The sequence below is a fragment of the Candidatus Desulfolinea nitratireducens genome (assembly GCF_982879505.1).
This window is the reverse complement of sequence record NZ_CEYOSI010000018.1, coordinates 1-13867: the sequence shown is the minus strand read 5'-3', so window position 1 is coordinate 13867 and position 13867 is coordinate 1. Positions and strand designations below refer to the sequence as shown.

Below are 13867 nucleotides of genomic sequence, written 5' to 3'. Positions count from 1 at the left end.
AATCTTTTGCAAGAGATGCTTATGAGTAAACCCTTAAAGGGATTATTGCAGAATTTCTCTCAACATATACTCCAACACATAAATAATGATCCGCGTGCAATTTTAGTGGATGGAGTTCCGTTGCAGATAATCTTCCTTGATGGGAGTGCCTAATTTGCTGAGTATTTGTCATAGCAAACGAGCGGAGCGAGCATGGCAATCCTCTTGTTTGTCGGCGAGATTGCTCACCTGCACTGCAAAGCACGCAGTGCGGCGCATGTGTCGTCGGGTGAAACTCTCCAGAAGCGTCTTCTTGATTGCCGTTTTTTTAATAAACTTTTCCAATCTAACCAGTTCAACTACTGCTAGCTACCACTTTAGCACCATCTAGTTCTTGGACAATCCGCGGAACGACTTGCTCCCATCCTACCGGCATCAAGTGAATACCGTTTACACCTTCTTTATTACGGATTGCTTCAATGATTTCCAAAGCAATGATTACCGCTTCTTCTTCTACACCATCCCCTGCATCCTCTAGGCGCTTCAATAGTTGATCCGGAATTCTTACGCCGGGGACCTGATTGTGCATATACTGCGCCATTTTCAGGCTACGTAAGGGTGTTATCCCAATAAGAATATAAACCTTGTCAAGGATATTTCGTTTTGCCAGCTCATTCAACCATAGTTCCAATCCATCAGGATCAAAAACCAGATTAGTTTGGAAAAACTGAGCGCCAGCGTTCACTTTTTTATGCTCCCTAATCGCTTGAATTCTTGGATTAGAAGCAAAGGGGGCAGCGGCTGCACCCAAAAAGATTTGAGGTGGATTTTTTATCTCTCTGCCACCCAAATATATCCCTTCATCCCGCATCCGCCGCAATATCCAGAGCATTTGTACCGAGTCTATATCCAGGATATCCGTTCGCGACATCGGTTTTGGTCCAAGCCTGGCACTATCTCCTGATACAACCAGCACATTTCTGATACCTCGGGCACTTGCCCCGATTACATGACCTTGTAGACCCGTTCTGGTTTGATCCCTCGCAGCAATTTGCAATACTGGCTCCGCCCCAGCCTCAAGCGCAAACTCGCAACATGCCAAACTGGACATCCTTGGTGTTGCTGAAGCCGCATCAGTAAAATTTATTGATGTTGCATATTGTTTGATCAACTCAATATCACGTAGTAATTTTCCTGTGGCAGTGCTTGCAGGAGGAGATATCTCTGCTGCAACGACAAATTTCCCTGAACGTAGCTGCCGTTCTAGCTCAGAGACTGGCTCTTCATATCCAGGTGGATGATATTGGTCATCTCCCTGCCACCAATCGGGTTGGCGGATTGATTTAAAAACAGAATCCCATATTTGCTTGCGCTCGCCAGCATCTTTTTTAAAAAAGCTTCCAAAAAAGGTTTTTGTACCTGTTTCTTTTACTTTTCTTACAACCTCTCCCCATGTTTCTTCACCAACAATATCCCAATCTAATGGAGGTAGTACTTCTAATAGCATTTCTTCGCGATCCATTTTTTTAGCGCGATCAAAGATTTCATACCAAATACAGGGATAGCTCGGATCAATATAACAATGCTCGCTAGTGGAACCCCCACAAGGTCCATTTCGTAGTCCTTTTGGGCAAGCCATCGGGCAGACGAAGGCGGTTTCTTGGAGTAGGCAATTACCACACATCCGACATGCAAACAGTGGCCCCTTGATCATTCGTTCGATCGGTTCAAGAATATATGATTGTCCCGATTTTTTCTTTGATGGTAAGTATGGTAATTGGTATCTTCGTCCTGGAGTAAATAGTGGCATCTCTAATCCTTCCATTCTACAATAAAATTATCTTAGTTTGGCTAATTCGCGAAAAAATTTCCGGAATTTAAGATTTCTGCCATTTTCCATAGAGATATTCTTAAATCATATTATCTAACGCACATCATGCCAAGTGGTCAGCACTTCCGTTGCTCCGGCTTTGATCGCTCGAAGTAAGGCATCCTGATCTACAGGGGTGCTGTATACACGTACGCCTGTTGCATTATAAATCGCATTGCAAATTGCAGGTGCCGTGCCAATTGGGGCCAATCACCAACGCCTTTTGCACCATATGGTCCGAAAGAAACCGGATCCTCAACAATATGAGAGATAATCTCTGGCAAATGCTTTATGCTCGGGATTTTATACCGGGCAAACATAACTGACCAGGGAACACACTTTTCAGTAATATATTCCTCCGTCAGACAGTTTCCTAATCCCATCATAATCCCGCCTTCGATCTGTCCTTGTACAGAGCGGGGGTTTATAGCTCGGCCTACATCAGCACCTGAAATAATTCTTTTTGCTTTGACCTCCCCAGTTTCCAGGTCCACTTCCACCAAGGCAGATAACAAATCCGTACGACTGACAACCAATAGATGGATCAGTTCACTGATAAGCAATTTGAATCCAACGGGACGCAAGCGCAGCCTCACTCTGGAACCGAGATCGCCCCAGTCACGAACATGCATATAGGCAGGCACAGATTATTTCAATATGCGGTTTTCAAATCAGCATCCTATGCAGCCTCTTTGGGCTTATGCTCACGCCAATAGCCAATATAGCGCATACCATGGTTATCACGCCCCATCAAAAGATCAGTGGCCCGAATTGTGTTAGTCAACTTGATCGGGTCTGTGATCGCACATGTTGCTCCCATCCCTATGGCCAATGATAGAAACGCCTGATTGATGATGTGGCGATCTGGCAGACCAAATGACACATTGCTGGCTCCCAGGTTGATATTTACGCCAAATTCTTGTTTCAACATCTGGATCGTCTGCAAGGTAACTGCTCCAGCATTGCTATCCGCACCCACAGTGAGTACCAACGGATCTATGACGATATCTTCAATACCAATACCCAGTTTAGCAGCGCGCTCGATAATTCTTGCAGCGATAGCAACCCGGGTTTCAGCATCATTGGGAATGCCATTATCATCCATGGTAAGACCGATGACCGCTGCACCATATTCCTTGACCACAGGTAGCACGGCTGCCAGAGACTTTTCTTCTCCATTGACAGAGTTCACCAGTGGCTTTCCCGGTAACACAGCCAGCGCAGCCGCCAATGCAGCATGGTTGGCAGAGTCCAAGCACACTGGCACATCAACTGATTCAGTTACGATCCGGGCTACTTCCGGCAATACGGCTACTTCATCGATGCCCGGCACGCCAACGTTGACATCCAGAATATCTGCACCTGCCTCAACTTGCTTGATGGCCAGGCCGCGGATATATTCATAATCACCTTCTTTTATTTTCCCGGCCAATATCTTCCGCCCAGTGGGATTGATCTTCTCCCCAATAATTACAAAGGGTGAATCTATGCTGATCTTTACCTCTTGTTTTTCGCTTTTCAAAACAGTTTCCATGGTGAGTTCCTTTTAGTTTAGTGAATTAGTTATTTTTCCAAGGTGAATACCTTGACAAATCCATATCGAATATTGATAGCATTAAATCTTTGTAAAGCACTCATGTACAACATTGACATGAAGTTTTCCTGAAACACGTGTCTCTTCAAACCGATCACCAAATTGAGTTACACGCTCGCTGACCCTGGCTATGATTGCTTCTTCATCAATTGTTCCAAATTGACCATCTCGACGGATAAGATTCCCCGCGATCATTGAATCAGAAACTTCAACATGATTCGTATTTGTTGCCAGGAAGCGCATCAGAGTTTCTTTATGTGTGAGGAAATAAGTATTATATCCATTTAAAACAATGGTTATAATATCCGCTTATTTTCTAACTTCCAAGTTACCTATTTTATCTTCAATTCCGTAGACTTTGGCACTCCCGTCTTTTGGGCGATTTGAAGAGAAAGAAATATTAATTGCGAGATAGAATTATAATATCATTTTAATTCTACCATCAGAGAAAAAGGATTACTTATGTCCCTAAAAACACAATTTCTCCTAGATCCAAATGTAATCTTCCTCAACCACGGTTCATTTGGAGCCACCCCACAACCAGTATTTGAATCATATAAACACTGGCAATACAGGCTAGAGAAGCAACCGGTTAAATTCATAGGTCGGGAAATACACAGCTATCTGAAAAACGCTCGACAGAAACTAGGGGAGTATCTCCATATTCAGCCAGATGATCTAGTGTTCATTCCAAATGCTACTTTTGGGGTCAACATCCTTGCTCGTTCAATCAAACTAAAAGAAGGGGATGAAATTCTGACATCTGACCATGAGTATGGTGCTTGTGAAAATGCTTGGATTTTTAGTTGCCGAAAAACAGGGGCATCTCTTGTCCGTCAGCCTATTTCCTTACCAATAACATCCTCTGCTCAAATCGTTGAACAGTTCTGGCAAGGCGTTACTCCACGCACAAAGGTCATATACATAAGTCATATCACGTCGCCCACCGCTCTTTGTATGCCGGTAAGCGAAATTTGTAAACGAGCAAGGGCAGCAGGGATCATCACGATTATTGATGGTGCCCACGCCCCTGGCCAAATGAATATTGATCTTGAAGATTTAGGTGCAGATTTCTACGTTGGAAATTGTCATAAATGGATGCTCGGAGCGAAGGGGGCTGGCTTCCTTTATGCGAGTAAGGAGATGCAAAAAATAGTCGAGCCTCTTGTTGTAAGCTGGGGATGGGGAGATAATTCACCATACACTACTGGTTCGGATTTCCTGGATAATCTTGAATGGTGGGGAACAAAGGATCCCGCTGCTTATTTATCCATTCCAGCAGCAATCCATTTTCAGGAAGAACATGACTGGCCGTCTGTGCGCCGAGAGTGTAATCAAATACTTCGGGAAACTTTGCGACGAATTAGCGAGCTTACGGGTATTCCCCCAATCTATCCAGATGCGAATGGTTACTACTACCAGATGGCAACAGCCCCTTTGCCTGCGATTGATAATCTTATTGAATTTAAAACCCAATTATACGCACAATATCAGGTTGAAGTACCTTGCCTCGAATGGAACGAGGACCCATACATCCGCATTTCTATTCAGGCATATAATTCTCTTGAGGATATCAATATTCTACTAGATGCTTTAGAACAGATGTTGCCAAACTATCAATTATGAGAAAACTTATTAGGTCTAGGCAAAAATTGAGCGGATAGAATGAGACATATTTGTGGTTCTGATCACTGCCATTTATAACAGGCGCCAATGTAAATATCGGCAACATGTAAAAAAACGCTGTTACGCTGGTGATCTGGCTCAGGAAAATACCCCGCGTTTGTGTTGAGATAGATTGCCAATTTTTCGCGGGCTGCTGCCATCAAAGAAGTCACACGCCTGCCAAGAAATTCAACCGGCTGACGTTCCAGTTCTCGCTGCCAGGCCTGATAGACATCAAAGACCGGTTTTGGACAGGCGCAAAAAGAGCCGTGATTGAGAAAGGTGATTTCCGGGTCGAGAAGAAAGTGTTTTTTCATGCAGATATGATCTCCAAACCGTAGTGTTATGAAGGATTTTACCGCGATTTCTTTGGCGAGAAGAAATCTCCATATATCTGAGGTGAAAGTCTCTCGCAGCAACGTTATGCATTTCGGGTTATCTGAAAAACCGCAACGCCGAGCATTGGGACAAGGGCTTAATTGACCGTTCTTCTATAATTGGCCCGTATCATAACGCGTTAAAATATCTTCCAAATAACCGGGGCGATCATAGCGCTCTAAAGAAAACTCTCGCGCATAAGCATGACGCATTTGGCCAGTAATTTGGGCGGCCAATAAATCCCCGGCCCCACAGGCGGCCATGATCCCGTAACCTGAGAGCGCCCCGATCAAATATGCGCCTTCAACAGGAGTCTCACCGATCAAGGGTCGGTTCTCCGGTGTTTTTGTATAATAGCCGCCATCAAGGATCGGTCGAGGCATATGATCAAAATATTTACTCAGTCCAGGGAGCATCTTAGAGAGTCCGCGCAAGGTGATCTCGGGGTATTTTTCATCCAGCGGTAAGGGCCAGATTGGAGCGATCTGTTTTTTCTGATACTCCCAGAGCATCAATATCATCTGGCTTGCACTTCCACCTTCTGGCCGGATATGTACCCCTGAAGGAAAATTATCCAGCATCCAGTCCAAACCCTCTTCCAGAAGAAATTCACGTTCTTCATCTGTCCACTCAAGCTCCTGGGCGTCATCCCAGATCAATAAGGGTGCCTCACGCCCTACTGTATCGAGTTTGTCATTGAAGGCGGCTTTGAGATGCAACTCGGTAAACACAGGTAGATCGAGCCCGATCATTTTTCCGACTTCCTTGAACATGGGACCGGCAGCGTTGATAAAGATATCCGTGCTGATGCGGCGACCATCTGCCAGCTCAACAGCGCGGACTTTCTCATTATTGATAGCCACACCGATGACTCGGGCCGATTCATACCTGACCTCCAGCTTGCGTGCGCCTTCGAGCAGCGTCATCCCCAGTTGTTGGGCGGAAAGCCACCCAGCGCGGCGGACATGCAATGCCGCAACTACCTCTTCCGTCAGATAAGGGAAATGCTCACGGATGAGTGCAGGATCAAGGATCAGGTCTGCGCCATCAGCCTGATCGTGGAATCCTTCTGGGGCCGCGGGTTGGTAATCTCCTCCTCCAGAGCGATGAATTCTCAATTGGCCGGCTCCCAGACTTGAAATCCGCGTGGCGCGTTCGGTTATTTCCGGAATCTTGCTTTCATCCCCGGTCAGATATAAATAGCCCCGTCGATTCATATGGATGGGATTACCTGTCGCATTGGCGAGTTCTTCCATCAAATCTATACTATGGTTCATCAGCGCAAGCATGGCCGGATCAGGCCACCAATTTCGATAGCATTCACTCGAGTGATCACTGGTCAGGCTGAGCGGGGGGCGTTCGTCGATCAATAAAATATTGTTGACGCCTGATTTGGCAAGGTAATAGGCTGCACTGACACCAGCGATCCCGGCGCCACAAATGAGTATATCCGCTTGATTTTTTGGCATAAATATTCCTGAGATTGAGATGGTCTTTTTCAAAGTTTGAAATTTCAATAAATTATAGAACAGAGATCTATTTTAGGATATGAATCTTTCAGATCTAATATCGGGGGAATAAGTTATGGTTGGATATGAATATACGCAGGATTGAATATATTTCATGGTTGACAGTTCACCCATGCTTGGGTAGAATTGCGCCCAATATCACAGTCAGGAAATGACTGACAGGAAAATATGATAAATACTTTCGCTCTCTACCTTCTTAGCCTTATTATTATTTTGGTTCTTATCCTTGGGATTACGAACCTATTTACGTTTGGGCCAGCTAGAAAGGTGAGAGTGAAGAGCAGATAATCAGCAAAACACATACCTGAAGCTAAAGCAAAGGGCTGCCCAAACGGGCAGCCCTTTTTTGTTATCTATTTTCCCCCGCCCAGCCTCCCCCGTTTCAAAAATCGGAAACAAGGGAGGAAGAAGGAACAGGAATAATGAGATCAGATACCATCAAAAAAGGATACGAACGCGCTCCACATCGCTCGCTTCTCAAAGCGACGGGCGTCAAGGATGAAGATTTCGCAAAACCTTTTATTGCGATTGTCAATTCTTATATCGATATTATCCCCGGACATGTTCATTTGCAGGAATTTGGACGCAAGGTCAAAGAGAGGGTTCGTGCTGTGGGCGGCGTTCCATTTGAGTTCAACACCATCGGTGTGGATGACGGAATCGCGATGGGGCATGCAGGGATGAAATTCAGCCTGCCCTCCCGGGAGTTGATCGCTGACAGCGTTGAAACGATGATCCAGGCCCACCAATTTGACGGGATGGTCTGCATCACCAATTGCGACAAGATCGTCCCCGGCATGACCATGGCTGCGCTGCGGGTGGATATTCCCACGATCATCATTTCCGGCGGCCCCATGGCGGCAGGCCTGACACCCGACGGTGAAGTGGTCGATCTGATCTCAGTCTTTGAAGGCGTTGGTGCATTCAAAGCGGGGAAGATCGACGCTGCTCGCCTGAAAACGCTCGAGGATTTCGGCTGCCCGACCTGTGGCTCCTGTTCTGGAATGTTCACCGCCAATTCGATGAATTGTCTGCTCGAGGTATTAGGACTGGCACTTCCATTCAATGGTTCAGCATTGGCGCTGAGTGAAGAACGCGAAGCGCTGGCTCAAAAAGCTGCCAGTCAAATAGTAAATCTGGTCGAAAAAAATCTGACACCACGTCAGATCGTCACCGCCGAGGCCTTTGATGATGCCTTTGCCCTCGATATGGCCATGGGTGGCAGCACCAATACAGTTTTGCATACCCTGGCTTTGGCACATGAGGCCGGGATCGAATACAGTCTTGAAAGAATCAATAAGGTCGCCGATAAAACACCCCATTTATGCAAAGTCAGCCCGTCCGGAACGTGGCATATGGAAGATGTGCATCGCGCAGGAGGCATCCCTGCCATTTTGAACGAGTTGGCAAAATCCGATGGGTTGCTAAATCTTGATCGGCCAACGGTATCGGGCACAAGTTTACGTGAATCTATCGCCGGGATTGAGATCAAGGAACATGATGTGATCCGTCCACTGGAGAATCCCCATTCTTCCACCGGCGGTCTCTCGATCCTCTTTGGCAATCTCGCACCCAAAGGTTCAGTAGTGAAAACAGGCGGGGTTGACCCCTCCATGCACCAACACACTGGGCCGGCGCGAATTTATGAGAGTCAGGATGATGCCATGCGCGGCATTCTCAATCAGGAAGTCCAGGAAGGCGATGTGGTCGTCATCCGTTATGAGGGGCCAAGTGGCGGACCCGGGATGCAGGAAATGCTCTCACCGACCTCTGCCATCATGGGGATGGGGCTTGGAGAAAAAGTGGCCTTGATCACGGATGGACGATTTTCCGGCGGCACACGCGGCGCTTGTATTGGTCATATCAGCCCTGAGGCCGCGGCACGCGGCCCCATCGCAGCATTGCAAGATGGCGATTTGATCGAGATCGATTTGAAGGCACGCACACTAAATGTAAAGCTCAGCGATGAAGAAATAGAAGCCCGTCTAAAGGCATTACCCGTATTTTCAGTAGAAACCCAGAGCTCATGGCTGCGCCGCTACGCCCGCATGGTAACCAGCGCAGACCAGGGGGCGGTGTTGGTCTGATCCTTGCCCTTACCCTTCACCCTCTCCCGCAAGCAGGAGAGGAGACTAATTGAAATCTGAAATTATTTTTAGGAGAAAGAAATTATGAAAAAAACTGGTGCAGATATTTTGATGGAATGCCTGATCCGCGAGGGCGTGGATACGATTTTTGGATATCCCGGTGGGGCAATCATGCCCGTTCACGACGCAATGCTGAGATATCCGGTGCATCATATCCTGACTCGCCATGAACAGGGAGCCGCTCACGCTGCGGACGGATACGCGCGTGCCTCAGGCAAGGTCGGCGTTGCCGTGGCAACTTCCGGGCCCGGAGCGACGAATCTTGTGACTGGCATCGTCACCGCAAATATGGATTCGGTACCGATCGTTTTCATCACCGGCCAGGTTGCTGCTGATCTGATCGGAGGAGATGCCTTTCAGGAGACAGATGTAACCGGTATTACCCTGCCAGTCACGAAACATAATTATCTGGTCACCCGTGCTGATGAGATCGCTCAAGTTGTGCGGGAAGCCTTTCATATCGCACGTAGCGGACGCCCCGGCCCGGTCTTGATCGATATTTGCAAAAATGCCCAGATCGAAGAAACTGAATTTATCTACCCTGAAACAATTTCTCTGCCCGGTTATCATCCGCCAGAGCACGCGCCCATGGAGGGTCTGGAAAAAGCCGTAGAGCTGATCAAAAAAGCAGAGCGTCCGGTGATATTGGCAGGGAACGGAGTGCTCATGTCCGGGGCGATGGATGAGCTCCAAATCTTTGCCGCCAAAACCAATACGCCTGTTGCAATGACCCTCCTCGGGCTGGGAGCGATTCCCGCATCCAGTCCGCTCAGCCTGGGAATGATGGGGATGCACGGCGAGGCCTATTGCAACTCAGCCATCCAGGAATCCGATCTAATTCTCGCATTTGGGATGCGCTTTGATGATCGGGTAACCGGTATGCTCAGTACCTATGCCCCCAAGGCCAAAAAAATTCACATTGAGATCGATCCCTCCGAAGTCCATAAAAATGTCTTCGCAGATGTGCCTTTGATCGGCGATCTAAAAACCGTCCTGACCGATTTGATCCCCATGCTGGATGAATATGATCACGAAAAATGGATGCAGCAGATCGACGTGTGGAAAACTGAAACGAAAGAACGCAGTGTTATGGCCTGGCCCGATGATGACAAGCTCTACACTCCGCATGTCATCCGTGCACTTTGGAAAGCAACCAGTGGTGACGCTCTCGTGGTGACTGGTGTCGGGCAACATCAAATGTGGGCGGCGCAATATTACGAATTTGAAAAACCCTACCGGCTGCTCACCTCTGGCGGCGCTGGCACAATGGGATATGGGCTGCCCGCCGCGCTTGGCGCCTGGTTCGCTCATAAAGATCGCGAGGTCTGGCTGATCGATGGCGATGGCAGTTTCCAGATGACCGCGGCGGAGTTATCCACCCTGGTACAGGAAGGTGCGAATGTCAAAATCGCAATAATGAATAACAGCTTCCTCGGCATGGTCCGCCAATGGCAGGAATTTTTTTATGATAAACGCTATGCTGCCACCCCGATCACAGGTCCTGATTTTATAAAACTCGCTGATGCGCATGGCATCCCTGGTCAACGGGCGACCACCCCTGATGAAGTATTTGACGCGATCGAATTCGCCCATAAAACACCGGGACCGGTTTTGCTTGAATTCGTGGTTGAAAAAGAAGAGTCCGTATATCCGATGGTTCCCGCCGGAGCAGCTTTGCATGAAATGCTGCGACGTCCGATCCGCAAATAAGGAGATTTTGAAATGCATAACACACTGATCGCTTTAGTTGAAGATAAACCAGGTGTGCTCAACCGGGTCGCCTCGCTCTTTCGCCGCCGCAATTTTAATATCGAATCGTTGAATGTAGGTCGCACCGATAAAGCAAATATTTCCCGGATGACGATCGTCGTGAACAGCGAAGGCGTGGATGCCCGCAAAGTGGAAGCCAATCTATATAAGCTTGTCAACGTGATTGACGTCCAGGATGTCACCAATCAGCCAGCTGTGATCCGGGATCTGGCACTGATCAAGGTCAAGGCAAAACCTGATCAACGCGCAGAGGTCTCCAGCCTGGCAGCCATCTTTCGCGGCAATATCATCGATGTTGCGCCTGATTCCGTTATCGTGGAACTTACCGGAACCGAAGACAAGATCGAGAGTCTGGTCGAGTTACTTCGTCCTCTCGGTATTCTCGAAATGGTCCGGACCGGAAACGTCGCCATGATGCGTGGTGATATGAGCGGAAAACGCTATACACCCGGCACAAATGGCAATGGCCATGTGGAATAAATAAAAATATCAAAAGGAAAAACAAAATGGCAAATATACTGTTCGGCAATGTAGAAGAGAGAGTCGTCACCAGAGATGAATTTCCGCTTGAAAAAGCGCGCGAAGTTCTAAAGGACGAAATCGTCGCGGTTTTGGGATATGGCGTGCAAGGACCTGCCCAGGCTCTGAATATGAAAGAAAACGGGATCAACGTGATCGTGGGGCAACGAAAACCCTCCCCAAATTGGGATAAGGCTCTCGCCGATGGCTGGGAAGAGGGCGTCAATCTCTTCTCCATCGAAGAAGCTGCCGAACGAGGTACCGTACTTCAATATCTGCTCTCGGACGCGGGACAAAAATCACAGTGGCCGAAGATCATTGAAATGCTAAACGAAGGTGACATGCTCTACTTCTCCCACGGATTTGGGATCACCTACAAAGATCAGACTGGTATCGTCCCACAGGATAATGTCGATGTGGCCCTGGTCGCCCCCAAGGGTTCTGGCACCAGCGTCCGGCGGAATTTTCTCGATGGTTCCGGGATCAATGCCAGCTTCGCCGTTCACCAGGATTTCACCGGTCGTGCCGAAGAACGGGCAATTGCGCTTGGCATTGCAATTGGCGCTGGCTATTTATTCCCCACCACCTTCCAAAATGAAGTCTACAGCGATCTGACTGGCGAACGTGGGATCCTGATCGGTGCGCTTTCAGGCGTGATGGAAGCACAATATAACGTCTTGCGCAAGCATGGGCATTCCCCCAGTGAAGCTTTCAATGAGACCGTTGAAGAATTGACCCAATCCCTCATCCGGCTGGTGGCTGAGAACGGCATGGATTGGATGTATGCGAATTGTTCCACCACCGCGCAACGGGGCGCATTGGATTGGCACCCCCGTTTCCGAGATGCGGTTGCTCCGGTCTTTGATGACCTTTACGAAAGCGTTGTCTCCGGAGAAGAAACCCGCATCGTGCTGGACAAGAACAGTGATCCAAATTACCGCGAAAATCTGGCCAAAGAGCTCAAGGTTATGCATGATTCAGAGATGTGGCAAGCCGGCGCAGCCGTACGTTCTCTGCGACCGGAAAACTGGAAAGAGTAAGTGATAGAAAGTAGATAGAGGAGCAATCTCCCCCCTTCTACTTTCCACGCTCAAAGGACGATCTTATGAGTAAAGATAATTACATCCGTATTTTTGATACCACCCTGCGAGATGGCGAACAATCCCCTGGGGCCTCGCTAACCTCCAACGAAAAACTGGAGATCGCGCGCGGGCTGGCAAAACTCGGCGTGGACGTGATCGAAGCTGGCTTTCCCGCTGCTTCGCCCGACGATCTCGAAGGGGTCCGCCGAATCGCTAAAGAGGTGGGGAACAGTACCGAATCCGAGCCGCCGATCATCTGTGGGCTGGCCCGCACGATCAAATCCGATATTGACGCGGCCTGGGAAGCAATCCAGTATGCGGCAAAACCGCGCATCCACACATTCCTCGCCACCTCCCCCATCCATATGGAACATAAATTACGGATGACTCCTGAAGAGGTCGTTGTGAAGATGCGTGAGATGGTCAGCTATGCCAAAACGCTCTGTCAGGATGTCGAGTTTTCTCCTGAAGATGCCGGGCGGAGCGAACCAGAATTTCTCTATCATATTCTTGGCGAGGCCATCAAAGCCGGGGCAACCACCCTCAATATTCCCGACACCGTTGGCTATACGACCCCGAAAGAATTTGGTGATCTGATTGCCGGGATTATCGCCAATACACACGGGATCGAAAATGCTATTGTTTCTGTCCACTGCCACGACGATCTGGGTCTCGCAACAGCCAATAGCCTTGCCGGACTTCAGGCAGGTGCGCGGCAAGCCGAAGTGACCATGAATGGGATCGGCGAGCGTGCGGGCAATACCTCTCTCGAAGAAGTAGTCATGGCGCTCTACACCCGTCGTCATATTTACGGTCTTGAAACCGGCATTGATACCACCCAGATCACCCGCATCAGCCGCACGGTTTCCAACTATACCGGGATGATTGTCCAGCCAAACAAAGCGATTGTCGGTGCAAATGCCTTCGCCCATGAAGCGGGCATCCATCAGGATGGGATGCTTAAAAATAAATCCACCTACGAGATCATGCTCCCTGAAACTGTAGGGTTGCATCGTTCCCGTTTGGTATTGGGCAAACACTCCGGGCGGCATGCACTAAAAGTTCGTTTGGCTGAATTGGATTTTGAAGTGGATGACGAGGAACTGAAAGTGATCTTCAAACGCTTCAAAGATCTGGCTGATAAAAAGAAAATTGTATCGGATGCAGATCTTGAAGCACTTGTCGAAGATCAGCTTTATCAGGCACAGGAGATCTATAAACTGGATGGATTGCAGGTCGCCTGCGGGACGATAGGCTTGCCCACTGCGACCGTACGTTTGGTTGGTCCCAATGGGAATCTCCATATTCAAGCCGCCCTGGGCACTGGTCCGGTG

General features: G+C 48.4%; 12 protein-coding genes. 6 read left to right on the top strand and 6 right to left on the bottom strand.

What is annotated here, in order from left to right:
• Window positions 1–334 precede the first annotated feature (334 nt).
• From AC3DOM_RS02870 to AC3DOM_RS02855, 4 genes are all read right to left on the bottom strand, one after another.
• Complete coding sequence (locus tag AC3DOM_RS02870) at window positions 335–1789, bottom strand: methylenetetrahydrofolate reductase C-terminal domain-containing protein (RefSeq protein ID WP_487917519.1); 1455 nt, start codon at window positions 1787–1789, stop codon at window positions 335–337.
• Between the two features lie 188 nt (window positions 1790–1977).
• Window positions 1978–2493 (bottom strand): molybdopterin cofactor-binding domain-containing protein, encoded by a 516-nt coding sequence (locus tag AC3DOM_RS02865; protein ID WP_487917518.1) that lies wholly within the window; start codon window positions 2491–2493, stop codon window positions 1978–1980.
• A 35-nt stretch (window positions 2494–2528) separates the two neighbouring features.
• A complete protein-coding gene (locus AC3DOM_RS02860) occupies window positions 2529–3383 on the bottom strand; it encodes a dihydropteroate synthase (protein WP_487917517.1) in 855 nt (284 codons plus the stop codon).
• Between the two features lie 81 nt (window positions 3384–3464).
• A complete protein-coding gene (locus tag AC3DOM_RS02855; protein WP_487917516.1) occupies window positions 3465–3686 on the bottom strand; it encodes a hypothetical protein in 222 nt (73 codons plus the stop codon).
• Between the two features lie 219 nt (window positions 3687–3905).
• Between AC3DOM_RS02855 and AC3DOM_RS02850 the strand changes: the two genes are divergently transcribed.
• Window positions 3906–5069: an aminotransferase class V-fold PLP-dependent enzyme gene (locus AC3DOM_RS02850; RefSeq protein ID WP_487917515.1), complete on the top strand. Its 1164-nt coding sequence runs from the start codon at window positions 3906–3908 to the stop codon at window positions 5067–5069.
• A 62-nt stretch (window positions 5070–5131) separates the two neighbouring features.
• Here the strand turns inward: AC3DOM_RS02850 and AC3DOM_RS02845 are convergent, their stop codons facing one another.
• Window positions 5132–5425 (bottom strand): hypothetical protein, encoded by a 294-nt coding sequence (locus AC3DOM_RS02845; protein ID WP_487917514.1) that lies wholly within the window; start codon window positions 5423–5425, stop codon window positions 5132–5134.
• Between the two features lie 174 nt (window positions 5426–5599).
• Window positions 5600–6955, bottom strand: a complete 1356-nt coding sequence (locus AC3DOM_RS02840; protein WP_487917513.1) for an NAD(P)/FAD-dependent oxidoreductase — start codon at window positions 6953–6955, stop codon at window positions 5600–5602.
• A 482-nt stretch (window positions 6956–7437) separates the two neighbouring features.
• On the opposite strand from AC3DOM_RS02840, the gene ilvD reads away from it, so the two are divergent.
• From ilvD to AC3DOM_RS02815, 5 genes are all read left to right on the top strand, one after another.
• Window positions 7438–9102 (top strand): dihydroxy-acid dehydratase, encoded by a 1665-nt coding sequence (gene ilvD, locus AC3DOM_RS02835; RefSeq protein WP_487917512.1) that lies wholly within the window; start codon window positions 7438–7440, stop codon window positions 9100–9102.
• A gap of 84 nt (window positions 9103–9186) precedes the next feature.
• Window positions 9187–10872, top strand: coding sequence for a biosynthetic-type acetolactate synthase large subunit (ilvB, locus tag AC3DOM_RS02830; protein ID WP_487917511.1), 1686 nt, complete (start codon window positions 9187–9189; stop codon window positions 10870–10872).
• A gap of 12 nt (window positions 10873–10884) precedes the next feature.
• On the top strand, window positions 10885–11412 hold the full coding sequence (gene ilvN, locus AC3DOM_RS02825) for an acetolactate synthase small subunit (RefSeq protein WP_487917510.1): 528 nt from the start codon (window positions 10885–10887) through the stop codon (window positions 11410–11412).
• Window positions 11413–11438: 26 nt separating this feature from the next.
• Window positions 11439–12491 (top strand): ketol-acid reductoisomerase, encoded by a 1053-nt coding sequence (gene ilvC / locus AC3DOM_RS02820; protein WP_487917509.1) that lies wholly within the window; start codon window positions 11439–11441, stop codon window positions 12489–12491.
• Between the two features lie 65 nt (window positions 12492–12556).
• Window positions 12557–13867: 2-isopropylmalate synthase (locus AC3DOM_RS02815; RefSeq protein ID WP_487917508.1), on the top strand; the 1311-nt coding region annotated here is incomplete at its 3' end.